Annotated in this window: 28 protein-coding genes and 3 pseudogenes; 16 read left to right on the top strand and 15 right to left on the bottom strand. The window is 59.9% G+C overall.

Annotated features, from left to right (window positions below; translation table 11 throughout):
* The first annotated feature begins 103 nt into the window (after positions 1–103).
* The 7 genes from MHI61_RS29855 (at position 104) to MHI61_RS29885 (ending at position 6,119) form a co-directional block, all read left to right on the top strand.
* A complete protein-coding gene (locus MHI61_RS29855; RefSeq protein WP_239793057.1) occupies positions 104–1,294 on the top strand; it encodes a cytochrome P450 in 1,191 nt (396 codons plus the stop codon).
* The gene (locus tag MHI61_RS29860; protein WP_239793058.1) at positions 1,294–2,319 is read left to right on the top strand and encodes an amidohydrolase family protein; all 1,026 of its coding nucleotides are present in this window, start codon (positions 1,294–1,296) and stop codon (positions 2,317–2,319) included. Before MHI61_RS29855 ends, MHI61_RS29860 begins: the two co-directional genes overlap by 1 nt.
* 28 nt (positions 2,320–2,347) lie before the next feature.
* Positions 2,348–3,262, top strand: a complete 915-nt coding sequence (locus MHI61_RS29865; protein ID WP_239793059.1) for an ABC transporter substrate-binding protein — start codon at positions 2,348–2,350, stop codon at positions 3,260–3,262.
* Between the two features lie 45 nt (positions 3,263–3,307).
* Positions 3,308–3,976, top strand: coding sequence for a 4-carboxy-4-hydroxy-2-oxoadipate aldolase/oxaloacetate decarboxylase (locus MHI61_RS29870; RefSeq protein WP_239793060.1), 669 nt, complete (start codon positions 3,308–3,310; stop codon positions 3,974–3,976).
* Complete coding sequence (locus MHI61_RS29875) at positions 3,969–4,523, top strand: cupin domain-containing protein (protein ID WP_239793061.1); 555 nt, start codon at positions 3,969–3,971, stop codon at positions 4,521–4,523. The genes MHI61_RS29870 and MHI61_RS29875 overlap by 8 nt, the downstream gene beginning before the upstream one ends.
* Position 4,524: 1 nt before the next feature.
* Positions 4,525–5,766: an FAD-dependent oxidoreductase gene (locus MHI61_RS29880; RefSeq protein ID WP_239793062.1), complete on the top strand. Its 1,242-nt coding sequence runs from the start codon at positions 4,525–4,527 to the stop codon at positions 5,764–5,766.
* A 104-nt stretch (positions 5,767–5,870) separates the two neighbouring features.
* Positions 5,871–6,119, top strand: a complete 249-nt coding sequence (locus tag MHI61_RS29885; protein ID WP_345774873.1) for a ferredoxin — start codon at positions 5,871–5,873, stop codon at positions 6,117–6,119.
* 72 nt (positions 6,120–6,191) lie between these two features.
* On the opposite strand, the gene MHI61_RS29890 is transcribed toward MHI61_RS29885, so the two are convergent.
* From MHI61_RS29890 to MHI61_RS29905, 4 genes are all read right to left on the bottom strand, one after another.
* Complete coding sequence (locus MHI61_RS29890; RefSeq protein WP_239793064.1) at positions 6,192–6,380, bottom strand: hypothetical protein; 189 nt, start codon at positions 6,378–6,380, stop codon at positions 6,192–6,194.
* Between the two features lie 639 nt (positions 6,381–7,019).
* Positions 7,020–8,393 carry a Re/Si-specific NAD(P)(+) transhydrogenase subunit beta gene (pntB, locus tag MHI61_RS29895; RefSeq protein ID WP_239793065.1) on the bottom strand — a complete coding sequence of 458 codons (1,374 nt, stop codon included), beginning with the start codon at positions 8,391–8,393 and terminating at the stop codon, positions 7,020–7,022.
* Between the two features lie 22 nt (positions 8,394–8,415).
* Positions 8,416–9,990: a Re/Si-specific NAD(P)(+) transhydrogenase subunit alpha gene (locus MHI61_RS29900; protein WP_239793066.1), complete on the bottom strand. Its 1,575-nt coding sequence runs from the start codon at positions 9,988–9,990 to the stop codon at positions 8,416–8,418.
* A 111-nt stretch (positions 9,991–10,101) separates the two neighbouring features.
* Positions 10,102–11,229: an S-(hydroxymethyl)glutathione dehydrogenase/class III alcohol dehydrogenase gene (locus MHI61_RS29905; protein WP_239792215.1), complete on the bottom strand. Its 1,128-nt coding sequence runs from the start codon at positions 11,227–11,229 to the stop codon at positions 10,102–10,104.
* Between the two features lie 321 nt (positions 11,230–11,550).
* On the opposite strand from MHI61_RS29905, the gene MHI61_RS29910 reads away from it, so the two are divergent.
* Positions 11,551–11,715, top strand: coding sequence for a hypothetical protein (locus MHI61_RS29910; RefSeq protein WP_239793067.1), 165 nt, complete (start codon positions 11,551–11,553; stop codon positions 11,713–11,715).
* Positions 11,716–11,725: 10 nt separating this feature from the next.
* On the opposite strand, the pseudogene MHI61_RS29915 reads toward MHI61_RS29910, so the two are convergent.
* The 5 genes and pseudogenes from MHI61_RS29915 to MHI61_RS29935 all read right to left on the bottom strand — a co-directional run.
* Positions 11,726–12,094 (bottom strand): annotated as a pseudogene (locus tag MHI61_RS29915) (YceI family protein); the annotation flags it as partial.
* Positions 12,060–12,317, bottom strand: a complete 258-nt coding sequence (locus MHI61_RS29920; protein WP_239793068.1) for a hypothetical protein — start codon at positions 12,315–12,317, stop codon at positions 12,060–12,062. The gene MHI61_RS29920 and the pseudogene MHI61_RS29915, both read right to left, overlap by 35 nt.
* 13 nt (positions 12,318–12,330) lie before the next feature.
* Positions 12,331–13,185, bottom strand: coding sequence for a hypothetical protein (locus MHI61_RS29925; RefSeq protein WP_239793069.1), 855 nt, complete (start codon positions 13,183–13,185; stop codon positions 12,331–12,333).
* A gap of 372 nt (positions 13,186–13,557) precedes the next feature.
* Positions 13,558–14,175 (bottom strand): TetR/AcrR family transcriptional regulator, encoded by a 618-nt coding sequence (locus tag MHI61_RS29930; protein WP_239793070.1) that lies wholly within the window; start codon positions 14,173–14,175, stop codon positions 13,558–13,560.
* A 56-nt stretch (positions 14,176–14,231) separates the two neighbouring features.
* Positions 14,232–14,582 (bottom strand): DoxX family protein, encoded by a 351-nt coding sequence (locus tag MHI61_RS29935; RefSeq protein WP_010033309.1) that lies wholly within the window; start codon positions 14,580–14,582, stop codon positions 14,232–14,234.
* 143 nt (positions 14,583–14,725) lie between these two features.
* On the opposite strand from MHI61_RS29935, the gene MHI61_RS29940 reads away from it, so the two are divergent.
* The 4 genes from MHI61_RS29940 to gfa are packed head-to-tail and all read left to right on the top strand — an operon-like array spanning position 14,726 to position 17,640.
* A complete protein-coding gene (locus MHI61_RS29940; protein ID WP_239793071.1) occupies positions 14,726–15,832 on the top strand; it encodes an alcohol dehydrogenase catalytic domain-containing protein in 1,107 nt (368 codons plus the stop codon).
* A gap of 10 nt (positions 15,833–15,842) precedes the next feature.
* Entirely contained in the window at positions 15,843–16,118 is a 276-nt protein-coding gene (locus MHI61_RS29945) for a DUF3861 domain-containing protein (RefSeq protein WP_239793072.1), read from the top strand.
* Positions 16,119–16,170: 52 nt separating this feature from the next.
* Positions 16,171–17,007, top strand: a complete 837-nt coding sequence (gene fghA / locus MHI61_RS29950; RefSeq protein WP_239793073.1) for an S-formylglutathione hydrolase — start codon at positions 16,171–16,173, stop codon at positions 17,005–17,007.
* 60 nt (positions 17,008–17,067) lie between these two features.
* Positions 17,068–17,640 (top strand): S-(hydroxymethyl)glutathione synthase, encoded by a 573-nt coding sequence (gfa, locus tag MHI61_RS29955; protein WP_239793074.1) that lies wholly within the window; start codon positions 17,068–17,070, stop codon positions 17,638–17,640.
* A 299-nt stretch (positions 17,641–17,939) separates the two neighbouring features.
* Here gfa and MHI61_RS29960 read toward each other — a convergent pair whose 3' ends face one another.
* From MHI61_RS29960 to MHI61_RS29980, 5 genes and pseudogenes are all read right to left on the bottom strand, one after another.
* Positions 17,940–19,097, bottom strand: a complete 1,158-nt coding sequence (locus MHI61_RS29960) for a glutathionylspermidine synthase family protein (RefSeq protein ID WP_239793075.1) — start codon at positions 19,095–19,097, stop codon at positions 17,940–17,942.
* 1 nt (position 19,098) lies between these two features.
* Positions 19,099–19,689: a DUF1190 domain-containing protein gene (locus tag MHI61_RS29965; RefSeq protein WP_239793076.1), complete on the bottom strand. Its 591-nt coding sequence runs from the start codon at positions 19,687–19,689 to the stop codon at positions 19,099–19,101.
* An 11-nt stretch (positions 19,690–19,700) separates the two neighbouring features.
* Entirely contained in the window at positions 19,701–20,102 is a 402-nt protein-coding gene (locus MHI61_RS29970; protein WP_183843360.1) for a DUF350 domain-containing protein, read from the bottom strand.
* A gap of 34 nt (positions 20,103–20,136) precedes the next feature.
* Positions 20,137–20,795: pseudogene (locus MHI61_RS29975) on the bottom strand (YjfK family protein).
* On the bottom strand, positions 20,792–21,847 hold the full coding sequence (locus tag MHI61_RS29980) for an ion channel (protein ID WP_239793077.1): 1,056 nt from the start codon (positions 21,845–21,847) through the stop codon (positions 20,792–20,794). The pseudogene MHI61_RS29975 and the gene MHI61_RS29980 overlap by 4 nt, the downstream one beginning before the upstream one ends.
* A gap of 104 nt (positions 21,848–21,951) precedes the next feature.
* Here MHI61_RS29980 and MHI61_RS29985 point away from each other — a divergent pair, with 104 nt between their 5' ends.
* Both MHI61_RS29985 and MHI61_RS29990 read left to right on the top strand, forming a co-directional pair.
* The gene (locus tag MHI61_RS29985) at positions 21,952–22,398 is read left to right on the top strand and encodes a YjfI family protein (RefSeq protein ID WP_345774874.1); all 447 of its coding nucleotides are present in this window, start codon (positions 21,952–21,954) and stop codon (positions 22,396–22,398) included.
* Positions 22,395–23,132, top strand: a complete 738-nt coding sequence (locus tag MHI61_RS29990; RefSeq protein ID WP_239793079.1) for a PspA/IM30 family protein — start codon at positions 22,395–22,397, stop codon at positions 23,130–23,132. The genes MHI61_RS29985 and MHI61_RS29990 overlap by 4 nt, the downstream gene beginning before the upstream one ends.
* A gap of 121 nt (positions 23,133–23,253) precedes the next feature.
* Here the strand turns inward: MHI61_RS29990 and MHI61_RS29995 are convergent, their stop codons facing one another.
* Positions 23,254–23,646, bottom strand: coding sequence for a nuclear transport factor 2 family protein (locus tag MHI61_RS29995; protein ID WP_239793080.1), 393 nt, complete (start codon positions 23,644–23,646; stop codon positions 23,254–23,256).
* A gap of 331 nt (positions 23,647–23,977) precedes the next feature.
* Here MHI61_RS29995 and MHI61_RS30000 point away from each other — a divergent pair, with 331 nt between their 5' ends.
* The gene (locus tag MHI61_RS30000; RefSeq protein WP_239793081.1) at positions 23,978–24,589 is read left to right on the top strand and encodes a metal-binding protein ZinT; all 612 of its coding nucleotides are present in this window, start codon (positions 23,978–23,980) and stop codon (positions 24,587–24,589) included.
* 251 nt (positions 24,590–24,840) lie between these two features.
* Positions 24,841–25,328 (top strand): annotated as a pseudogene (locus MHI61_RS30005) (cupin).
* The last annotated feature ends 107 nt before the right edge of the window (positions 25,329–25,435 follow it).

The following is a 25,435-nucleotide window of genomic DNA, read 5'->3' on the forward strand; positions in this document are numbered from 1 at the left end:
ATCGCACTCGATTACTTCCCCGAAACGTCCACGTACCGTCCGGCTGGAGACCGTGGCGGCTAGATTGGCGACAGCTCCCCCAAGGGGGCATGGGAGGAAATCAATGACGGGATCACACACCGAACTGACGGGCGATAACCTCTACCGGGATCCGTATCCCGTTTACGCGCGTCTGCGGGCAGAGCAGCCCGTGGCCTTCTTCGAGGGAACGAAGGAATATTTCATCACTCGGTTCGACGATTGCCGCACCGTCGGCGGCAACGACAAGGTGTTCGGACCGTCAGGATCGACTGACCGGCCGGAAGCCCGCGTGATGGGCATGCCGAACGTCCTGACGATGTCCGGCGAGGACCATCAATGCCTTCGCGAAGGCATCGATCAGAACCTTACGCAGGAGCGCGTGCGCTCGTTCGTTGAAGGTCTGACGCGCCCGGTCGTGCGGCGTTATATCGACTCCATCAAGAAGAATGGAGAAGCGAACCTCACGGTCGAACTCTTCGAGCCGATCTCGGTGCGCTGCATCGGCGACGTCATCGGCCTGACGGAAACCCCCAACGAGACCCTCGTCGAGTGGTTCCATGCGATGGCGCTCGGCCTGCAGAATGTCGGCAACGACGCGGCAATCTGGAAGCGGCTCGACGATGCGCTTGCCGACATCGACAGGCAGATGGGCGATCTTTACCAAGCCTGCCTTTCCAAGCCCAACAATTCGCTTCTGAGCCACGTCATGTACGGAGGCATGCCCAAAGGCGAGGTCCGCAGCTGGGAGGAAATTTCGCCCACCATGCGCGTCATCATCCTCGGCGGCCTGCAGGAGCCGGGCCACGCGGCAGCGAACGCCTGCGCCGGTCTTCTTACAAATGCCGGTCAAGCGAAGGTCATGGCGGAGCAGCCGCAGGAAAACGCCATGCGCGCCTTCGACGAGGGTCTCCGCTGGATCGCTCCGATCGGCGTCACGCCGCGCGTCGCCAGAGAAGATTTCGAGCTCGCGGGAACTGTCATTCCGCAAGGAGCGTCTGTGGCGATCGTCATGGGCTCCGCCAACCGCGACGCGACCCGCTTCGAAGACGCCGACAGCTTCGACATGTTCCGCAAGAAGAAACAGCACCTGTCCTTCGGCTTCCGCCCGCACTTCTGTTCCGGCCATTTCCTGTCGAGGGCGATGGGCGAGATCGCACTGGCGGAGGTATTCCGGCAATTGCCCGACCTCCGGCTGGACCCCGCGCGCGAGATGAAGGGCAAGGGTTGGCGGTTCCGCGGCATTTCCGATCTTCCGGCGAAGTGGAACGCCTAATGTCGCTCATCATCGACTGCCACGGCCACTTCACGACGGAACCGCCGGAGCATCATGCCTTCCGGACGGCGCAGGTCGCTTATGCGGAAGGCAAATCCTTCGAGCAGCCCATCTATCCGGGCATTCCGGACAAGCAACTCCATGACATCATCGAAGCGAACCAGCTGAAGATACAGCGCGAGCGCGGTTCGCACGTGACGCTCTTAAGCCCGCGTGCTTCCGGCATGGGCCATCACGTTCCAGGCGTGGCAGTCGCCAAGGAGTGGTCGCGTTTGTCGAACGACAATGTCGGCCGCATCGTCGACATGTTTCCCGACAATTTCGCCGCTGTCTGTCAGCTTCCGCAGACGGTCGACGGCGACCTTTCCGCTGTCATCGACGAATTGGAACGTTGCGTCGGTAACGGCTTCGTCGGCTGCAACCTCAATCCTGATCCGTCTGGCGGACGCTGGAGCGCGCCGCCGATTTACGATCCGTGGTGGGACCCGATGTGGAAGGCCATGGTCGCCCTCCAGGTTCCCGCGATGATCCACGTGTCAAGCTCCTGCGAACGCTGCCTTCACATGACGGGAGCGCACTACATCAACGCCGACACCGCGGTATTCATGCAGCTCATCCAGGGAGATCTGTTCGAGCGTCACCCGGAACTCAAACTGATCATCCCGCACGGCGGCGGAGCTGCCCCTTACCATTGGGGCCGTTACCGCGGACTGTCGATCATGCTCGAAAAGCCCAGCCTCGACACGCATCTCATGAACAACCTGTTCTTCGACACCTGCGTCTACCATCAGGCTGGCATCGATACGCTATTCAACGTCGTCGACGTCAAGAACATCCTTTTCGGCTCGGAGTTGCTCGGCGCAGTCAAGGCGATCGATCCCGAGACCGGGCATCCGTTCGACGACACCAAGAGATACATCGATCAGCTCGCGCTCGACGACGACCAGAGACATGCGGTCTTCGAAGGAAACGCGCGGCGAGTCTACCCACTGTTGGACAAGAGACTACGCGAGCGCGGCCTTTGAAGCCTCGCAACTATCAGGGAGAAATGAAATGGCTTCGAGCCAACATCTGAGCCTCGCAGGCGGGGCGCAAGGGTTCAACTGGCTACCGATTTTCGTGGCCGAAGAACTCGGTATTTTCGCCAAGCATGGGCTGTCCATCGAATACAAAAAGATGGGTACCGTCGACAAGGCGACCAGCGCCGTACTCGAGGGTGAAGCAGATCTCGCCATCACGCCGCCGGAAGGCGCGGTTTCCGACTTCGTCAAGGGTGGCGAACTGCGTGTGATCGCTTCGAACTCGAACCGCCTGCCGATGTCGCTCGTCGCCCAGCCTTCGATCAAGTCGATCAAGGATCTCAAGGGCAAGAAGGTCGGCACGTCGTCGCTCACCGAAGGCACCGCGATCTATACGCAGATGCTGCTCGCCAAGGATGGGCTGCATTATCCAGGCGACTATGAATTCCAGCTCGCCGGCATCCACACCAAGCGCTGGGAAGCACTCCAGGCAGGGGAGATCGACTGCGCGCCGCAGCCGGCCCCCTGGAATTTCCTGGCCGAGCGGGACGGCTTTAACCTGATCGGCGAGATCAACGACATCATCCCTGAAATCGTCTTCGCCGCCGTCATCGGCCGCAAGAGCTGGCTGGACGGCAACCGCGACAACGTTGTCCGTTTCCTGCGGGCGCTCATCGATGCCTATGCGATCACCAACGATCCCGGTCGGGACGGTGTCACGCTGCCAATTTTCCAGCGGATCACGACGAAGGAGGATATCGATCTGGCGTCACATGGGCTTCGCTATATGCGCGACATGGGTATGTGGCCCAGTGACCTGTCCATTCCACAAGCTGCGATGGACACCACCATCGACCTTATGATCCGCGCGAACCTGCTTGACGAAGCCGCCAGACCTCTAGCGGGGGACGTGTTCGATCGCGGTCTCCTCGAAGCTGCATCCAGCTAAGCGATCTGTTGAGGCGCGTTCCATGGTCACACCAGGAGATTTTCGATGAAAGTAATGACAAAGACCCCGCGGACGGTCCGCGAAATATGCGAGGCGCTGGGTAAGCTCGGCGTCGCCACGGTTCATGAAGCTCAGGGACGGAAAGGGCTGCTGGCCCCGCACCTGCGTCCGGTAATCGACGGCGCGCGCATCGGTGGCACGGCGCTAACCTGCGAGGTTCCGCCCGGAGACAACTGGATGATTCATGTGGCGCTGGAGATGGCCCAGCCGGGGGACATCCTGGTTGTTGCACCGACCTCACCATGCACCGACGGCTATTTCGGCGACCTGCTCGCCACCTCCTGCAAGGCGCGAGGGATTCTCGGCCTGGTGACCGACGCCGGCGTACGCGACGTAGCCGATCTTCGTGCGATGGAGTTTCCGGTATGGGCGAAGGCCATATCAGCCCAGGGCACCGTCAAGGAAACGTTGGCGAACGTTCAGGTGCCCGTGGTCTGTGCCGGCGCCTACATCGAGCCGGGCGACGTCATCGTCGCCGATGACGACGGGGTCTGCGTCGTCAAGCGCGGCGAGGCAGCTCAGGTGCTCGAGAAGGCCGTCAGGCGGCAACAGATGGAAGATGAGAAGCGAGGCCTCTACGAGACCGGCAAGCTCAGCCTCGACATCAACAACATGCGTCCGCAGCTCGAAGCGAAAGGCCTGATCTATGAATAGGGCTACTGAACTGCGCATTCCTCGCCGCGTCGTCACGGGTATCAGGGACGGGAAGTCGGTGTTTGTCAGCGACGGCCCGACGCCCAACGCCCACGCCTACGATTCTGTGCCGGGACATTTGACCTCGGTTCTTTACGCCACAGCCGCCAAACCCGCCCTTCCGCAGGATCATTCGGAGCAGGCCCCACCGCAAATCCTGATCACGCCTGAACCCGGCGCGACGAAACTCATGATCGTCGTCTTCCCGCCGGATTCGGTGTTCGCGGCCGTCAATCCCGCCTCCGCCTTCGAGGAGCAGGTAGTCCACATACCCGGCCTGATCCACGCTTTCGAACCTGACGCGCCGGGCATGCACACCACCCATACGGTCGACTATGACATCGTGCTCGACGGCGAGATCTGGCTCGAACTCGACGATGGCGCTGAAACCTTGCTGAAGCAGGGCGACGTCGTGATCCAGTGCGGCACCCGCCATGCCTGGCGCAATAAGGGCGACAGGCCTGCCACGATGTGCTTCGTCCTCATCGGCGCTGAAAGAAAGTCGTGAGATGAAGCCCGACAACCTCACCCGATCTTTCGACTGCGTGATCGTAGGCGGCGGACATGGCGGATCGCAGACGGCGGCCGCACTCAGGCAGTCCGGCTTTAAGGGAAGCATCGCGCTGATCGGCGCTGAGCCGGAAGTGCCTTACGACCGCCCCTCGCTTTCGAAAGACTATCTGGCGGGCAAGAAGACATTCGACAGGATGCATCTGCGGCCCCAGGATTTCTGGGGCGCGCGTGAGGTGGAATTGTTGCTTGGGCGGCATGTGAGCGTGGTCGATCCCACGGCTCGCACCGTGATGACCGATCGCGGTGAATCTTTCTCCTACGGCCAGCTGGTCTGGGCCGCGGGGGGCGATCCGCGGAAGCTTACCTGCCCCGGCAAAGACCTGACAGGCGTTTTCTACATCCGCAGCAAGGCGGATTGCGACGCACTGCTCGATGTTCTTCCCGATGCGCAAAGGATCGTGATCATCGGCGGCGGGTACGTCGGCTTGGAAGCGGCCGCAGTGTTCCGGGAGATCGGCAAGGAGGTGACCTTGGTTGAGGCACTTGACCGTGTGCTGGCCCGTGTGGCTGGAGAGCCGATATCTCGCTTTTACGAAAACGAGCATCGGGCGCGCGGCGTCGACATCCGCCTCAACAGCAATGTCGCTTCCTTGGAGGGCGTCAACGGCCGCGTGTCGAATGTCGCACTTGCATCCGGGGAGACGATTGCAGCCGACATCGTGGTCGTCGGAATTGGCATTATCCCGTCGGTCGATCCGCTGATCGCGGCGGGAGCCAAGGGCGCCAACGGTGTTGATGTCGATCGGTTTTGCCGCACGTCGCTGCCGAACATCTATTGCGTCGGGGACTGCGCCCGCTTGGAAAATGGCCCGGGCATCCGCATTGAGTCTGTGCAGAACGCGACCGATCAGGCGACCACCGCTGCCAAAGCGATCTGCAACCAGTTCAAGGAATACGATGCAACGCCGTGGTTCTGGTCCAATCAGTACGATCTGAAAATGCAGACGGTCGGCCTCAATTACGGCTTCGACAGTGTCGTCACGAGAGGAGATCCGGCCTCCCGAAGCTTCAGTGTCATCTATCTGAAGAACGGGGCGGTTCTCGCCCTCGACTGCATCAATTCGCCGCGCGATTACGTGCAGGGGCGAAAGCTTGTCGACAGCGCGGCAAGGATCGATGCCGCCGCTTTGGCGGACACATCGAGACATCTCAAGGAAATCGACCTCGTCACGTCGTAAGGCGGTGCAGGCGTAGGAAAGGTGGAAGAAAAATGGCTACCATATCAGTGCGGACCCGGGACGGAGAGATCCATAGCTTCGACGGACGGGTAGGCGCCTCGCTCATGGAGAATATCCGGAACGCAGGACTTGAAGAGCTTTTGGCGATGTGTGGCGGCTGCCTGTCCTGCGCCACCTGTCATGTGTATGTCGAGCAGTTGCCGGGCAGCGCCAGTTTGCCGGTTGCCTCAATCGATGAGACCGAGTTGCTCGAGGGATCTGACTACCGCCAGGAGAACTCCCGGCTTTCCTGTCAGATACCGTTCGATGAAACGCTCAGCGGCATCGTGATCGGAATTGCGCCCGAAGACTAGAGTGTTAGGATGTCGCACGTCAATCTACCGAACATCCCGGGCGGCTGGACGACGCCCGGGTAGACCTGACGATCAGGTCTGCTCAAGCTCAAGGACATTTCCCTCGGGATCGCGTGCGTAGGCGATGAGAAATGGCTTTTCCGCCGTCCCGAAATCCGTGATTTCGCCAATCTGCGCGCCACCCGCTCGAGTGATTTCCGACAGCATACTGCCGATATCTGGTGTCTGGAACGACAGGTGACCGAAACCCGGTTCATTCACTCTCGGCTGCTCTCTATCAAACGTGACTTTGTGTTCGTGTATTTCGAGTGTCGAGTTCGGGGAACTTGAGCCAGATCGAGTATATTTCTGAGTTGGCAATCCCATTGCCTCGCGACACTATTTCTCCCGACAAGACCTTGGGTGCCCGAAGGTGCTCGCACCTCAAGACATTTACGTAGAAGGATGCGAGCGCTTCGGCGTTTCGCGCAACCAAGTTTAAGTGAGCAAGTTTCATGTTGAACACCTCGGCGATGAGGCAAGCATATCGATCGGCAAAGAACAACAAAAAGGCCTGCCTTGAACCGGCGCGGTATCGGATGCACGGGTGAACAATTCCAAGTGAGGAATTCAAAGGTCTGCGGCTTCTTTTGGTGATCAACTGTTGGTCGCGGCCAGCTGGGGCCCAGGAACCGGCGCAGCACGGATCAGCAAAAGCTGCCGCGGACAAAGGTTTGAATCGTCCGAACGCCGATCAAGATAGTCTTGGTATCGGTTGCGGCTTGCTGGAGGTCACCGCACCTGAAATGATGAATAGCGAGCCGTACGTATGGCCCTCGCATGCGAGCCGATGGGATCCGCAGTCTGCCTGGGGGAGGGTAGTCGCCAGGTAGGCGAGACTCCTCCCTCCTGGAGCGGAGATCAGTTGATTATCGGCAGCAGCTTGTTGATCGAGTCCTTCGCGTCGCCGTAGTACATCCGGGTGTTTTCTTTGTAGAACAGCGGGTTCTCGATGCCGGAGTAACCGGTGCCTTGGCCGCGCTTGGACACAAAGACCTGCTTGGCCTTCCAAACTTCCAGAACCGGCATGCCTGATATCGGCGAATTCGGATCTTCCTGTGCTGCGGGATTGACGATGTCGTTGGAGCCGATGACGATGACGACGTCCGTGTTCGAAAAATCCTCGTTGATTTCGTCCATTTCCAGAACGATGTCGTAGGGCACCTTTGCTTCGGCCAGAAGCACATTCATGTGGCCGGGCAGGCGTCCAGCGACGGGATGAATGGCGAAGCGTACGTCCTTGCCGGTCGCACGTAGCTTGCGGGTGAGCTCGGAGACGGCACTCTGCGCCTGCGCAACCGCCATGCCGTAACCGGGAACGATGATGACCGAATCGGCATCGTTGAGGGCCGCCGCAGCGCCTTCAGCGTCGATCGCAACCTGTTCGCCCTCGACAGCCATCGCCGGGCCAGAGGCATTGCCGAAACCGCCGAGGATCACGGACAGGAACTGCCGGTTCATTGCCTTGCACATGATGTAGGAGAGGATTGCGCCGGAGGAGCCGACCAACGCGCCGGTAACGATCAGAAGGTCGTTTCCAAGCAGGAAGCCGGTCGCTGCAGCCGCCCAGCCCGAATAGGAGTTAAGCATGGAAACCACGACCGGCATGTCGGCCCCGCCGATCGCCATGACGAGATGGGCGCCGATGACGAAGGCAATCAGCGTCATCAGATAGAGCGTCCATGAGCCCGCGCCGTTCATGTAGAGCAGCATGAGGACGAAGGAGGTGGCGACCGTCGCGATGTTGAAGGCATGGCGGCCGGGCAAGACCAGCGCCTTGCCGCCGATGCGGCCTGAGAGCTTGCCATAGGCGATAATCGAACCGGTGAAGGTCACAGCACCGATGAAGACCCCGAGGAAGATTTCCACCTCGTGGATGATCTGCTCGGCATGCGCAGTGAATTCATGCGCCGTTATATCGGAATTGAGGCCGATCAAGACGGCGGCGAGGCCGACGAAGGAGTGAAGCGCCGCCACGAGTTGCGGCATGCCGGTCATTTCGACCCGCCGCGCCATGACCGCCCCGACGACCGCGCCGATCACGAGCATGACGATGAGTACCGCCGAAAGCCCGACGCCCGGCCCGAAGATCGTCGCAATGACGGCGATCGCCATGCCGACGATACCGTACCACACGGCGCGCTTTGCGTTTTCCTGGCCCGAAAGACCGCCAAGCGCGAGGATGAAGAGAACCGAGGCTGCGATATAGGCCGCGGTCTGGATACCGATAGACATTGTCAATTCTCCCTCGACCCGGTCAGGACTTCTGGAACATGTTCAGCATGCGGCGTGTCACCATGAACCCGCCGACGATGTTGATCGTTGCGATCGCCACGGAAATGGCGGCAAGCGCCGTCACCAGCCAACCGCCAGCGGTAATCTGCAGGACCGCTCCAATGATGATGATGCCGGAGATGGCGTTCGTGATTGCCATGAGCGGCGTATGCAGCGAGTGCGAGACGCCCCAGATCACCTGGAAGCCAACGAAGCAGGCGAGTGCGAAGACGATGAAATGGCCCATGAACACCGGCGGTGCAAAAGCGCCGATGAGGAGCATCAGCAGACCGCCAACGATCAGAAGCCCGACCTGGTTTCGCGTCGCAGACCTGAAGCCGGCGGCCTCAGCGGCCTTCTTTTCTTCAGGCGTCAGCTGCTTGGGCTTTTCCTTGGGTTTCTGGGCGGCAATCGCCTGGATCTTTGGCGGTGGCGGCGGATAGGTGATCTCGCCCTTCAAAGCGATCGTTGCACCGCGGATCACGTCGTCTTCCATGTTGTGGACGATGACGCCATCCCTATTTGGGGTCAGGTCCGTCATCATGTGGCGGACGTTGGTCGAATAGAGCGTCGACGACTGTGCGGCCATGCGGCTTGGGAAGTCGGTGTAGCCGACGATGGTGACGCCGTTGTCGGATATGATTTTCTGCTCTGGGACGGTCAGGTCGCAATTGCCGCCGCGCTCGGCGGCAAGGTCGACGACCACCGAACCGGGCTTCATCGTGGCTACCATGTCGGCAAGCCAGAGCTTCGGCGCGTCGCGGCCCGGGATCAGCGCCGTCGTGATGACGATGTCGATGTCAGTGGCGATTTCGCGGAACTTCTTCAGTTGTGCCGCGCTAAACTCGGGCGAGGAGGGCGCGGCATAGCCGCCCGTCGCAGCACCGTCCTGCTGCTGTTCGTCGAAGTCGAGGAAGACGAATTCCGCGCCCATGGATTCGATCTGCTCGGCGACTTCCGGCCGCACGTCGAAAGCATAGGTGATGGCGCCGAGCGAAACGCTGGTGCCGACCGCGGCAAGACCGGCGACGCCCGCGCCGATGACCAGGACCTTGGCCGGCGGGATCTTGCCGGCGGCGGTCACCTGACCGGTAAAGAAGCGGCCGAAGTTATTTCCGGCCTCGATCACGGCGCGATAACCGGCAATATTGGCCATGGAGGAGAGCGCGTCCATCTTTTGGGCGCGCGAGATGCGCGGCACCATATCCATGGCGATCACGTTGGCGCCAGTCGCTTTCGTTTGGTCCAGGAGGTCCTTGTTCTGTGCCGGATAGAAGAACGAGATCAGCGTCTTGCCGCTCGAAAGCCTCGCCACTTCGCTTGACTCCGGCGGGCGCACCTTGGCGATTACGTCGGCGCTCGCAAAGAGCGCTTCGGCGCTGTCGACAACCGTTACCCCGGCAGCACGGTAGGCATCGTCGGAGAAGCCCGCAAGTTTGCCGGCGCCAGTTTCGATGGCACATTGATATCCGAGTTTCTGAAGCTGGGCGGCGCTGTCAGGCGTCATTGCAACGCGCGCCTCTCTTTCCAGCCTCTCTCGAGGCGACCCTATTAGCACGTATCCCTCCCTTAAAATATGAAAGTGACTGATCCGACGCGACGCTGGGTTTCGGTCCGGCCGAAGCCGAACCAATGAAAACCTTCGCCGCATTCCGTTTGGAAATTTGCGTCAGTACACCACCACGCCGCGGATGCTTTCACCCTTGTGCATCATCTCGAAGCCCTTGTTGATGTCTTCGAGCGGCATGGTGTGGGTGATCATCGGGTCGATCTGGATCTTGCCCTGCATGTACCAGTCGACGATCTTCGGCACGTCGGTGCGGCCGCGTGCGCCGCCGAAGGCGGTGCCCATCCAGTTGCGGCCGGTCACCAGCTGGAACGGACGGGTGGAGATCTCCTGGCCGGCGCCGGCAACGCCGATGATGATCGATTTGCCCCAGCCGCGGTGCGATGCTTCCAGCGCCTGGCGCATCACCTTGGTGTTGCCGGTGCAGTCGAACGTATAGTCGGCGCCGCCGATCAGGTCGCCACCCCGCTTCGTCATGTTGACGAGATAGGGCACGATGTCGTCGCCGACCTCCTTCGGATTGACGAAATGCGTCATGCCGAACTTCTCGCCCCAGGCCTTGCGCTCAGGATTGATGTCGACGCCGATGATCATGTCGGCGCCGGCCAGGCGCAAGCCCTGCAGCACGTTGAGGCCGATGCCGCCGAGACCGAAGACGATGGCGGTGGCGCCGATCTCGACCTTGGCGGTGTTGATCACCGCGCCGATGCCGGTCGTCACGCCGCAGCCGATGTAGCAGATCTTGTCGAAGGGAGCGTCGGGATTGACCTTGGCAAGGGCGATCTCCGGCAGCACGGTGTAATTGGCGAAGGTCGAGCAGCCCATATAGTGGTGGATCTTGTCCTTGCCGATCGAGAAGCGCGAGGTGCCGTCCGGCATCAGCCCCTGGCCCTGGGTCGAGCGGATGGCGGTGCAGAGATTGGTCTTGCGCGACAGGCAGGAATAACATTCGCGGCATTCCGGCGTATAGAGCGGAATGACGTGGTCGCCCTTCTTGACCGAGGTGACACCGGGGCCGACGTCGACGACGATACCGGCACCCTCATGACCGAGAATGGCCGGGAACAGGCCTTCCGGATCGGCGCCCGACAGGGTGAAATCGTCGGTGTGGCAGATGCCGGTCGCCTTGACCTCAACCAGCACTTCGCCGGCCTTCGGGCCGTCGAGCTGCACGGTCATCACTTCCAGCGGTTTTCCGGCCTGCGTGGCCACGGCGGCGCGTACGTCCATTTAGAATTTCCTTTCAATGAAAACCAAGCCTGCTTCGATGGAGCAGTGATCGATGTCCGATGCCGGAGGAACCAGGGAATGAAGTGGGCTAGCCGCGTCCAGGCAAAGGATGCGGAGAGTCCCCCGTGACCGAGATCGCAATCGTAGAAATCGTAGCCCTCCCTCAGGTCGGCGCAGCAACGCTTCACCCCCTAACCGCACTGGATCTTCGTTAACATACCAAATAGCATCTGCATACTAAAAAGTATCTGATATGCTTCGAACAGTTGCGGATCGCTCATGCATCCTCACGAACCTTCACAGCGCTCAGCGAAATCGGCGATGGAAATCAAGGGGCTGATCGCCAAATCCGCAGCCGCTGTCGGTGACGGAGTAGCGGACGCGATCGCCGGCTCGGCGGAGCCGGCCGAGAGCAGCCTGAGGCATCCTGAACAAAAACGGCGCCGTCGCGATAACACGACGGCGCCGTTTCGGGAGGCGACCTGACGGTCTCGTATCACCCCTTGTGTTCGCGGCCTTCCACTTGGATCACGAGATCGACCTCATCGCCGATCATGCCGAGCGCGGCCTTCATGCCGAAATCGCTGCGTTTGACTTTGGTCGTGGCGCTGAAACCGACAACGTGACTCTTATCCCAAGGGTTCTGCCCTTCCTTGTTGAACGTGACGTCCAAGGTCGCGGGTTTCGTCACTCCCGCTATCGTCAGGTCTCCGACGACTTGTCCGGTGTTGTCGGTCGTCTTTTTGAACTCCTTGCCGACAAATGTGATTTCCGGAAATTCCGTGGCGTTGAACCAGTCGGCGCCCTGGATGTCGCCATCACGCTGTTTGTTATTCGTCCAGATCGACGCAACGGTGACCTTGACATCGAGACTGCTGGCGTCCGGCTTGGAAGCGTCGAAATCGAACGTGCCGGAGAACTCTTGCGCGAACTCCGATCACCTTTGAGAAGCCAAGATGGTCGATGTAGAACGCAATACCCGAATGCACCGGATCGATGTCGAATTTCGCGGCAGAGGCGGGCGACACCACGCCGGCGAGCGCCGTCATCGAAAGTAGCAATGCTGCTAGTCGGTATTTCATTTTCATTCTCCTCCTCCTGTTAAACTGGAAAGCTCGATCCATAATCGACGAACGCGACGGCAAACGCCGCTGCAGCCGGCAGTGCAGCCAAGGCGACATGGACGAAAAGGCGTGGAAACGGCCGGGAAAGGCCGAGCTTCAGGCAGATACGTTCCGAGAGCGCCGGCAGCACAGCGCAGAGAGCGAGTACCGCAAGTGCGATGAGATCGGCTTTGCGCGTGATCAGCACGACGGTATCGGCGATGGCGATGAGGCCGCCCAAGGCGCCGAGGGACGAGGCGCCGCCAAAACGGAAGGCCGGCTTTGCTGCGTGAACAATTAGAATTCCGAAGCATCCAGCCGCAAACGTCAGGCAGAGCTGAAACGAGGAAGATGAGGCGCCGAGAAGGGCAATCGGTGCAAAGCCGGTAGCAAGTACGGCAACGACGCCGCCTCGCTTCACGTCCTCCTCTGCGCCTGTTGCTCCGCGCCACATGACCATCCCCATGATCGCCATTCCGGCGACCGCGGCGAGCGCCACTTCCCAGGACGCTGTCCCCAATCGCGGCGAACCGACATAGAATGCGGCCGCGACCGGCTGCAGAAGCGCGAGAAGGCGCACCGCGCGTGGGGCCGCTATCTCGGCGGCGAAGCCGATCGCCGTTCCGACAACGGTCACGTAAAATACCTTATTGACCGCACCGACGGGCGGAAACGTCGGAACTTTGTTGTAGGTGAGCCAATAGGCTGCCAGCAATGCTGCGGGCATCAGGAGGTCGGTCAGCCGAGCCAAGCCACGCCAACGCATCAGGCCCGAAACAAGAACGCCAACAAGCGCCATGACGAGCAGGGACGCGACCAGCGTCTCCTGAGGGGAGTTGCCAAATCCAAGCATGTGGTGATTTTCCGAATTGCCAATCCACGACGTGCCGCTGACGCGCACGACCAGGTGGTGTCTTATCCTGCGGCTCGTGCACTTCGACAGGTCGTCACGATTATGACTTTGTCCATGATCCCCCCATAACCCGCATGCTCCTCAGCAGCGGTCGCCGTTTCCGGTATAAATACCATTCGGTTTTCACATACCAAGTAGTTTCTGGATGAAAGGTAGTCTTTGAATTTCACGATGTCAAGCCGATTTGCGCGGAAAGATTTGCTTTCGCGCGCTTGGCAAGTCCTTTCGACATGGGCCGAGCTGTTGCTCATGCTCAAGAGCGCGCCCGGCCGCGGCGCGCACTTCACATGATCAGATGGTGGATGATTTTGGTTATGCTGTAGCCGCTTTGGCGGGCGTCGATGCGCGTGATGAGCGGTACATTTCCCTCAGTACGACCCGTACCATGTCCCCGGGTGCGCCGTCCTTGAGGAAGCTCGAAATACCGCCATAAGTCAGCTCGAGCACGATACCGCCGATATAGAATGGGCTGGCCGGCGGCTGCAGAACAAGGTTCAGCTTGTCGATAAGGATCTTGCCGACGCCTTCCCACTGATCCCTGAATAGTTTTATATGCCGGTCTCCGAGCGTGTGGTCATGTTGGGCCATCCGAAGAAGCTCTATCGCCAGCATACCCCATCGGCGATCGTCGCCGCGATCGTTTGCCCACCCTGCCAAGACATCGATCAGTCCCATTGGGTCATCGTGCTTTCCGAGGAGTTCGGTCAGCTGAACGACGTCGCCACCCGCGTTACCGGCAAGGAGTTGCAGGAAGATATCTTCCTTATTGGCAAAATTCGAATAAAACGCCCCCTTCGAGTAGCCCGCCTCTTCGGCGATGCGTTCGATCGAAGCCCCGGCATAGCCGTAGCGTGCCATGACTTCGTAAGCGGACGCCAAAAGCTTTTCCTTTGTGCGAGCCTGACTTTGCTCACGTGTCAGCCGTGCCATTCGTAAATCCGTTTCGTGCGTATCCAGACACCGAGGCGTACCTCAAAATGAGGCGATCACACAAGAGCCGTTAGAAGACAAACGAGTGCCCAGAAAATCGGATACTCGGGACCCATCTTCTGCCAGCGCCAATTCTTGCCGTTGATTTTCACAACTGCGTAGCCCGCGCCAAGTAGCACCAGAGCACCGACAAGAGCTGCAACCCGGGGGTATATCGAGAAAATCAGCCCCACGGCCGCGCAGGCTTCTGCAACCATGGTGAGGCCAACGAACAGCTTCCCGGGCCTGAAGCCTGCCGCCTCGAACGTTCCACCGGCCTTCTCATAATGCAGTCCCTTGCCGATGAGATGGGGAACAAGCCAGGCGCCGCAAAGAATGCGGAGCCAGTCAATCAACACGAAGTCCATGTCTCCTCCTTGACGCCGGCCCCTGGCCGCGTTCGCGAGGATAATTGGCAATCCCCGCTTGCCTTTTCAGATACTAAACGGTATTCACAATCCAATTAGGATGTCAATACGATGCGATCTCTGAGTTTGGGAGGGTAAAGCTTATGGAAATGATGCGTGCTGCGCGCCTGCATGCCGTTGGTCAGCCGATGAGGATTGATGAAGTCGAGCGGCCGAAGGCGACCGGAAGCGATGTCGTCGTCCGCGTGAAAGCCTGCGGAATGGTCCCTAATTTGGCGAACGTCCTGGCCAACTGGGAAACCTGGTATCCGCAGATGCCGCTCCCGCCGCGCCCGGCAATCCATGGCCTCGATCCGAGCGGGATCGTCCATGAGGTCGGCCCCCAGGTCGTCAACGTCAAGCCGGGCGACAGGGTGTATGTGAACCCCGGTCGATTCTGCGGCGCTTGCCACCATTGTTCGTCGGGCAAGCCGCAGGCTTGCGAACATTGGACCCTCGGCGGCTACTTCGGCTACAATCAGAAAAGCCTGGAGATGTTCGCGCGCTATCCTTACGGCGGCTTCGGCGAATTCATGCTCGCCCCGCAGGCGCAGGTTATCAAGATCCCCGATAGGATGAGTTTCGTCCAAGGCTCTCGCCTTGGTTATCTTGGCACCTCCTACGCCGCCCTCAAGAAATGCGGGCCGCTGATGGGCAAGAGCCTGATCATCAACGGTGCGACCGGCACTCTAGGGCTGGGGGCCACGCTGTTCGCGCTGGCCATGGGCGTCGCAAAAATCTATGCCGTCGCTAGGGGCGAGACGCTGCTTAAGCGGCTTAAGGCGATCGCTCCCGACCGGATCGTCACATTTTCGAATGTCAATGGATCGTCGAGAAGCTTCGTCAAAGAGCAGACCAACGGAAGCGGCGCCGACCTCATGCTCGATACGCTCGGCGCAAAGGCCCCCTTGGATTCCATGCTGGACGCCATGGGCGGCGTCAAACGGGGTGGTCGCATCGTCAACATCGGCGGAACGTCCGGAGCTTTGCCTGTCGACGTCAAGTGGTGGATGGACGAGCAGATGGAATTGATCGGCTCGGTCTGGTTCACCGCCGCTGAAGGCATGGAAATCGCTGCCATGGTCGAGGCTGGAATCATCGATATGTCGGTCATGTCGCCAATGGTGTGGCCGTTGGAGAAGATCAATGATGCCATCTCCGGCGTCGGCAAGGACGAGGGCGGGTTCACTTACTACGCCATCGAATTGTAGATAGACGCCAATGGCTCACACTTACCGGGTCACGGTGGAGCGGCTGGAGGGCGACGTCCCTTCGGCTGCCGACGAAGCTCTCATTTTCCAAACCACCAACCACGACGATCTGTTCAAAATCCTCTCGGCAGTTCGCCAAAAGCAGCTGTTGCCCGACGATGAGGCAGCAGAGTTCACCGTTGGATTGAAGCTCTTCACAGAGGTTCTCATGAGACACCGAGCGGATACGCCTTTCAAAGAACTGTTCCCGCATATCGGCAGCTTCATGAAGTCCCTGAAACGCTGACGCCGCAGCCGTTCCGACTGCGGCGCAACCGGAGGCAATCGAGGATAATGAGATGAAGACAATTTCGTTCGAACGGTCGTATGGCGGAACCCAAGGTGTCTACGCCCACCGCTCCAACATCTGCAACTGCGACATGACTTTCGCCGTCTATCTGCCGCCGCAAGCGCAAGAACGTCCGTGCCCAGTGGTCTGGTATCTGTCGGGACTGACCTGCTCCCATGTCAATGTCATGGAAAAGGGTGAGTATCGGCGGGCCGCCGCACTCTTGGGGTTGATTGTCGTGTGTCCCGATACAAGCCCCAGAGGCGCCGATGTGCCGGACGATTCCGATAACTGGCAGTTTGGAAGCGGCGCTGGCTTTTACCTCGACGCGACCTGCTCACCGTTCGATGTGAACTACCGCATGTATTCCTATGTCTCGGAGGAGCTTCCCCGTCTTATTGCCTCGGAATTCCCGGCGGACATGGCACGCCAGGGCGTGTTCGGACATTCCATGGGCGGCCACGGCGCGATCACGCTTGCCCTGAAGCACCCCGATCGCTTCCGCAGCTGCTCTGCATTCGCGCCGATCTCGCGGCCCACGGTGGCTGGTTGGTCCCGCCCGGCTTTCGAACGGTATCTTGGCATCGACGAAGGCGCCTGGCGGCAATTTGACAGTTGTGCGCTCATAGAAGACGGCTTCCGATTCCCCGAACTCCTTGTCGACCAGGGAACGGCCGACGCGTTCATCGAGGACGGACTGCATCCCTCTGAACTGCAGAGAGCCTGCGAAAAAGCCGGTATCCGGCTGAACCTTCGGATGCAGGAGGGCTATGGCCACTCCTACTATTTCATTTCGACTTTCATGGAAGACCATTTGAAGTGGCACGCTGAGCGGCTCAACCGCTGATCTGTCGCAATGCCGTCAGAAGGCCGGGCATGGTGCCCGGCAAAATCGAAGGAAGAAGCAATGGCAGATATCGGCATACATCCCCATCTCGATGGGGGATTGAAGAAGGGTGCGGCGACCTTTGCGGGCGGAACGCTGGTCTGCGAATGCACCACGAATCCGGTGAAAGTGAAGATCAAAAGTGATATCGCCCATAATCACGCCTGCGGCTGCACAAAGTGCTGGAAGCCGGAGGGCGCAGCCTTCTCGATCGTTGCCGTTGCTCCCTCTGAAAGCGTTGAGGTGATCGAGAATGGCGACAAGCTTGTCGTCGTCGATGCCAATGCTCTCATCCAGCGGCATGCCTGCAAGGAATGCGGCGTCCACATGCACGGACCCGTCGAGCGCGATCACCCGTTCCAGGGGCTCTCGTTCCTGCATCCGGAGCGCTTCGAGGAGGACGGCTGGGCAGAGCCCGGTTTTGCGGCTTTCGTGTCCTCGATCATCGAGAACGGTTTCGAGCCGGCTCAAATGGACGGTGTCCGTGCCCGTCTTCACCAACTGGGCCTCGAACCTTACGATTGCCTGGCTCCCGGGCTGATGGATTATATCGCCACTTGGACGGCGAAAAGGAGCGGCGCTCTGCCGGCTTGATCTTCAAGTGCCGGGCACAGCCCGGCTTCCCAATGCGCGGCGCTTCGACAAAGCGCGCGGTTTCAGAAGATCCCGCCAGTTAGGCAGACCGAGGTCTGCGGAACGCCAGGCGTCTCGGAGTTTGCGTATTTGTTCGACATGGACTTAGTAGTCTCATCATCACCAGTGTGCGCTGCTATTTCATCGAGAATAGCCACTTCCATGCGGCATGTTAGCAGTTGGTACAAGGTAGCCGCTGGCCCGAGTTCCATAAGCTATCTTACGCCACTTCCGCTCTCACTGCGGGAAATAACTACATCTTATTCCATTATAACGTGCGGCACGAAGCGCGATAGATTGGCCGTTATCCGCGTCCGATCTTCGCGAACCGCAAGACCGCAGGCGCGATCCCCGGCGACCCAGCTGCCGAGCACGGCGAAGCCGCCGTCGCTTTCGAAAAGCGGGGCGTAGGCCTGGATGATGAAACCTTCGTCGCCGTAATCGCCCGGAGCAGAAACCAGTTCCCGTCGCTGTCGAAATATCGTGACGTTCTCACCCTCTCGCGACAACAGCGGTTTGCGCACATAGTCGGTCAGGGTGGAAGCCGCCGGGTCATCGGTGAAATAGCTCGGCAAAAGATTGGGGTGATTGGGGTGGCGCTGCCAGAGCAAAGGCAGAAGCCCCTTGTTGGAAAGCACGGCCTTCCAGGCGGGCTCGACGAAAACATCGCCCGAGCGCGCGAGTTCGCGGGCAAACGGCTCGCGCAGCATGAATTCCCATGGATACAGCTTGAAGCAGCGGTCGATCACCCGATCCTTGAGATCGGTGTAGCGGCCCTCGGCGTCGATACCAATCTCGCGAATGTCGAGAAGCTCGACGCGATGGCCGGCCTGTACCGCACAGTCCATAAGATAGACCGTCGTGCCACGATCCTCCTCATTGTCGGTTATCGCCGCGAAGTGGAAGATCGATTCCTTGGGAAACTGGTCGAACGCCTCGACAAGGCTCTCCTGCAGGAAATTATACTGGTCCGCTTCCTTCGGCAGAACACCCAAAGCGATCTGGTCGGTCAGCCAGTTGAACTGAAAATAGGCGGTCTCGAACACGGAGGTGGGAGTATCGGCGTTGTATTCGAGCAGCTTGGCCGGGCCGCTGCCGTCGTAAGCAAGATCGAAACGGCCGTAAAGGTGCTGGTCGCGACGCTGCCAGGAGCGCTGCACCACATCGCGCAGGTCCTCCGGGATGGCCAGCCTGTCGAGCGACTCTTCGCTGCCGACGATATCACCGACCAGATCCATGCACATGTCATGCAGTTCCTGGCTCGGTTCTTCGATCTGCGTCTCGATTTCATCGAGCGTGAACGTATAGGCGGCATCGTCGAGCCAGTAGGGCTCGCCATACATGACGTGAAATCCGAAGCCGACGGCGCGCGCCTTGTCACGCCAATCAGGACGCGCGGGAAGAGTGATGCGCTTCATGTCAGCCGCCGAAACTGAAGGACGAACGGCCACCGAAGCCCTGCCGGGCGACGGTGCGGGTATTGACATTGACCGGCTTGACACTCTGACGCGAAGGCGCCGTCACGCTGCCGCCCGAGCGAACGGTGGTCGTCACTGTCTGCCCCGAGCGATTGCGATAGATCGGCGTCGAGCCGTAGTAGTAACCGGCCGCTTCCTGGCGCCGGCGATAATCGTAATAATCGCTGACGTTGTTCAATGCCGAAGACAGCATGTAGCCTGCCAGGAAGGGCATGAAGACGCTGCCGCTCCCACTGGCATTGTTGGGGAGAGCGTTGGCCTGCTGTTCCGTGCACTGGCCCTTACCGTATTCGGCTTCGCAGGCGGCCATGCCGTCGAAACGCGGCGCGGCGGCGAGGTGGGCGCGCATCGCATCCTGATAGCTGGCCTGGCAGACCTGCCGGTCCATCCCGGCGGTCACGCATTGGTCGACGGACGTGAACATTATCTCCGAAGGAGTGTCATCGCCGCAGCCGGACAGTGCCAGGGTCGAGGCAGCGATGGTGCCAAGGGCCAGGAAAGGTCGCCTGTGCCCGCTCATGCGTCTGCGCATCTTTTCCTCCCTCAATAGGTCATGCAGGCGGCGTTGAGAATACCGACGACGAGGGCGATACCGCCGCCCCATATGCCGGCGGCGATATTGTCGGCGGTGATCTTTTCATGCAGATCCTTCATGGTGAAGTTCGCAATATAAAAAGCCAGAATCTGCGCCAGCGTGCCGATCACCGCCCAGATGACGTAATCGACGATGCTGACCGAATTGGCTGCCGCCGAAGCCAGAGGCAGGCTGAAACCGACAAGCGCGCCCAAGAATGCCGTAACGGCCGCAAGATTGCCGGCGCGGATGAGCTGAACCTCCTGCTGCGGCGTCAGCCAGGTATAGATCACCGCGAAAACAGCGTATGCGGCTAGACCGACGGCGAAATAGCCAAGGAAGGCAGGCAGGCCCGCCACGTAATCGAGCATCGATAAATTCCTCCGTTAAAATTGATAGGGTCCATCAGACGCGGCGAACATCGGCTGGAGCCAGACCGTAACCGATCAGAAATTCCACTGAACTGCCCGCCTGGCTCTGGCCGAGGTCGAGGTCGCGCTCGACATTGATCAGAAGCATTTCGCGCGTCGAGCCAAGTGGGCGGTAATACAACATGCAGGTCTGGTGAATGGAGCGATGCGCTTCGCCGTCGTCGACCTTTTCGATAAATTCCACCAGTTGGGCGCGTTCCGGGCCGTCGCCCCAGAATCGGTTATAGAGGATCCCGTCGGCATCATAGGATGGCTGGCCGATCAGGCCGGCCGGACCGGTCCAGCGGCTCCATTCGCTCTGACTGGCCGGCACGACGCTGTCCCACGGCTGATAAAAGCTGATATCGTCGATCGCATCACCCGGCTTGCCCGAGGCCGACATCACCTGAATCATCCGGTTCTCTTCATCGTAGTAGCGCGACAGAACCGTGGCGGCATCGAGCGAAACCTCACCGTAGCCGGCAACGATGAACGGCCCGCTCCGTGGCAGCGGCATGGCCGGCTCGCCGCCCAAAGCATCGGCTTCAGAGAGAGGAAATCGATCTCGAACGCCCCGCCGATGGCCACGGTCAAGGGACCGAGCTCTTTTGGCAGGGGTTTTTCGTCCTTGTTTCCGCCGAACCAGCCGATCATGTTTCGTCTCCCATTCTAGCCCAGGCGATGGCACCGGGATCTAGCCGCATTCCGCTGATGTAGTAAAGAGTCTCCCCGCCGCGCATCGGCGTCTCGTCTCGGCAATTAAGATCGGTCACGCCCTCGCTCAGCATGCCCACCAGTGTCACATTGTACCGACGCTTGAGCCTTAAAAATACGTCGCCATAGAGTAGTGGCGTTTGCAAAGGCGGTACCGGCAGGGAAAAGGCCGTGTCTGTAGAGGCGGCCGACAGCAGCCGTGCGGCGATTTCCGAGGAGCCCGGGTCACGCGCCGAACGCGACAGAAGTTCCTCAGCGAGCGAGCCCACCGCCTCGACGCGCGGCCGCAGCTGTTTGACCATCTGTGCCGTGCGGTCATCGGCGAAATAGGCCACGATATGGGCATTGGGCGCATGATCCTCGGCAATCAGGACTGCGGCCAGTGTTTCGTCGTCATTGGCGCCGCGCGCGATGATCGCGCGCGCCTGGGCCACACCGGCCCGCATCAGAGCGTCGGCATCGGCAAGCCGATCGCTTCTGATATAGTCGGCGTAGTCGGCGGCGGGATTTTCCGGCAGATCCTTGGCGACCAGAACGCTCATCGGCTCGTTGGCGTGGCGTTCGGAATGCAGCAGCCGCAGCGTCTGGTATGTCTGCCCCTCTTGCCAGCCTAGAACGATGATATGGCCGGCGCGTTCGCTGTAATCACCCAATCCGCGCATGCGATTCCTCCAGATCGTACCGATAGCTGTCAACAACTTGCCAAGAACTGCAGTAAAGATGGCAATGCCACCGGGAAGAACGACCAGGACGGCGATGATCCGGCCGGGCGCCGACTTTGGAGAAAGATCGCCATAGCCGACAGTCGTTGCAGTGACCATATAGTAATAAAGGAAGTCGACCGGGTTGCCGACGAGATCGCCCTCGCCCGCCAGCATAAAGAGCAGGTAAGACACGATCAGATGGAGAACGAGGATAAGAAAAACGGCTGACCATGCCAATTCGCCGAGCGAAAGATATATACGCCGCAGAAATGAAGCGATAAATGGCAAGCGATTCACCCCCGTTGCTAACGTGCACCCTACCGAAATTTATTTCGCGCGCCAGACCTTTAAGTTGTAAACCGACTACCCAGATATTTTTGACGCTCTAACCGATGGAGGACTTTTTGGAGACCTGGAACCTCACCACTTTAACGCGCCTGTTCGCCGCCGATCCGGAGGCGCTGGGCGATGTTGATGTAGCCGTACCCGAACACGGGGACGTCTTGTGCGTAACGCTGAAGGAAAGAGGCGATCTTGACGTTTTCGTCACGGTGAGCGGCGAGCGTGACATCCTCGTCAGCGTTGTTCTGACGCCATGCAAGGAGGTGCCCAACCGAGAGGCCTTCGAACGCATGGTTCTGAAGACGCACAAGTTCGTGCCACTCTCCAGTTTCGGCATCACCACGATCGACGGTGAGGAATGGTACGAATTGTTTGGCTCGCTTTCAGCACGCTCGCCGGCCGAGACCGTCGTCGAGGAAGTCGCAATTCTGGCTGCCAACGCCGTCGATGCAGCGCATATGATTGAAGAATGGAAAAGCGGGGAGATTGAAGCGTGAGCACCTGGGGAAAGATTTTTACCGCCATTCGCGGCGGCATTAACGAGGCAGCAGAAGCAGCCGCCGACAGCCAATCCATGCGCATTCTCGACCAGGAAATTCGCGACGCCGAACAGTCGCTGCGACGGGCGCGATCCGATCTGGCCGGCATCATGGCATCGAACAAGAGCGTCATGCGCCGGCTTGAAGAAAACCGCGCAAAGGAAACCAAGGATACCGACAGCGCCCGCGCTGCGATCTCCGCGGGCCGTACGGATCTCGCGCAGGGTCTGGCGCAGCGCATTGCCAATAGTCGCGCCGAAGTGCAGCGCGACCAGGAAGAGCTCGATCGGCTGCTTCCCCGCCAGCAGCAGATGCTGCGCACGATCCAGGAAACCGAGTCGCGCATCGCGCAGATGAAGCGCGAGGTAGAGAACGTCAAAGCCAACGAGTCGCTGCTGCGCGCCCAATCGGCGATCGCCCATAACCAGTCGGGCATCAACACCCGTCTCGGCAGCGCCGTGGAAAGTCTCGAACGCATCAAGAAACGCCAGGAAATCACCGCCGGCCGTATCGAAGCCGGGGCTGAACTGGCCGCGCTGGAAAACGGCAGCGATCTCGACCGCCAGCTGCGCGAGGCCGGCATCGGCAGTTCGAGCCAGTCGGCCGACGACGTCCTTGCACAGCTGATGGCGCCGACACGCTCAGCCGAGCCAGTCTTCCTGCCCGCCCCTGCCGGCAACAAGGACCGATAATTCCCGGAGCGGCCGCCCTGTCGGGATTTTTATTCCCGAAGACGGAGCGGCCGCACGTGGAACTTCGATGGATCTCGCAAAGGCGAAGATCTCTTTGCGTCGCGGGGCGCCGATCTCGCGGCTATTGGCGGCCGACGGCTGTTGCCTGCGACCAGACAACCATCCATTCGCCGTCGCGGAGTTCATAAGTATCTGTATGCCAATACTCCCCGGGCGGCACGGCGAGCCCGTTGAAGATGACTTCGAGGCGCGCACGATAACGTATCACGGCAGCGGAGCCATTGAGGCGGACCGCAATGTCACCCGGCTCCCAAGCCCGATACTTGATGCCTCCGGCTGCGATACCGCCTAGATATTCCTCACGCGAGAGGGCTACACCGATTGGCGTGATCAATTGAAAATCATCGGCGTGAAGAGGCCTGGCCGCGGACATATCGGCCGCGACCAGTGCACGCAGCCGGGTGCGCTCGATTTCACGGATGCGGTCTGCTGCAGTTTGATCATTGCTTGTCATTCTCATCTCCTGGATGCATTTGCTCTTCGCCGAGCAGGTCAATTTTGACGACCGGCGGTCACCAGGTCGTTGTCTATCAGGCTCTGACCGCAGGCGCGGATTGTTTCCTCCTCAGGGCGCGGCTGCCATTGCGACATCGCTTCTGCCTTGGCGGTGTTGATGCGCAGGTCCCGTCCAAGCCCCTTGCGCTTGCAGTCAAATCACGCTAGTTGGCATCTGTAATGTTATTACATCACAGCTCGAGCACGAGGCGTGCCGGCAATCGAAAGGTTTCAGTGAATGAACAAGGCGATCACAAGAACTCAGCTACGCCCTGGCTGTATCCGCAACATTGACTTTTGCGGGAACGGCAGGCGCCCAGACATCTTCGGGAAATAATCACAGCCACAGCCATTCGCACGATAAGAAGGGGTCGGAGCATGATGGGTATTTCGATGACGATCAGGTAAAGGCGCGTGAACTGTCGGACTGGGAAGGCGACTGGCAGTCGGTCTACCCCTATCTTGTCGACGGAACCTTGGATCCGGTGATGGCCGACAAGGCGAAACATGGCGACAAGAGCGCTGGGGAGTATCGTGCCTACTATGACACGGGATACAAGACCGACGTCGACCGGATCGTCGTCAACGGAAAGAAGGTTACGTTTTTCCGCGGCAAGGACTCCGTGACCGGAGACTACGAGACGGATGGGCACGAAATCCTCACCTACAAGAAGGGTAATCGAGGGGTTCGTTTCGTCTTCAGGAAAAGCGCCGGTGATGACGCCGCACCTCGGTTCATTCAGTTCAGCGACCACATCGTCGCCCCCGAGAAGGCCGACCACTACCACCTTTATTGGGGCAATGACCGCGCCGCGCTGTTGAATGAGGTCACCAACTGGCCGACCTACTACCCCGCGAACCTGAATGGCAAGCAGATCGTCGAAGAGATGCTGGCCCACTGACGAGCCGAGGCGACCGCACGTCGCCGGCTCGGGGCGCGCAGAGCGCCCTCGCTCTTGTCTTGGCTCGGCGCGGAGCATCAGGCAACCTTCCGCCGGGCGTGTCGAGGAACCTTTGGCAATCACCGAAGTTTGGTTTTTGCAGCCGCCAGCGCGGATGCCTTCGGTGAGAGCGCCTCAAAAGACCGGTGTGAACAGCTGCAATGGCTCGCGCTGCTCGCGCCGCGGCAATCGATGACAACGTGGGAATTCAAATGCACGTCGAAGCGACAATTTTCGAGCCGAGCGACTGGGTCCCGAACAATCAGCGCCTTCCTGTGCTGCTTTACAAGGGGCTTGTTGACGACGACGGACCTTGCGATTTCGAAGATCGCTTCGCGGCAAGCGGTTGGACAGGCATCTGGACAAACGGGGTTTTCGACTATCAGCACTACCATGCCGGCGCACATGAGGTGCTCGGAGTTGCACGGGGTAGCGCCACCCTTCTGATTGGCGGTCCCGGCGGTCAAGCCATAAAGGTCGCGGCGGGGGTTGTTTGGTGCTTCCGGCCGGGACAGGGCACCAAAATCTCGGCTGCACGTCGGACTTCCAGGTCGTCGGCGCTTATCCCAAGGGACAGCATGCCGACATTCAGACTTCGGCTGCATCGAGCGACATGCTGGCAAAAATCGCGTCCGTACCCCTCCCCCACAGCGATCCCGTTCAAGGTCCGTCGGGATTTCTCATCAAGAGATGGCGGTAGCTGTTCGCCGCCCAATCACGCGGCCACCATGACGACTCTCATGCATGCCGCCCGGAAGTGTGCAGCGGTTCCGGGACAACGACATGCATAAAAACAAAGAGCTAAAG

This window comes from Rhizobium sp. K102 (assembly GCF_022385315.1).
In the GTDB taxonomy this organism is placed as follows: Bacteria; Pseudomonadota; Alphaproteobacteria; order Rhizobiales; family Rhizobiaceae; genus Rhizobium; species Rhizobium croatiense.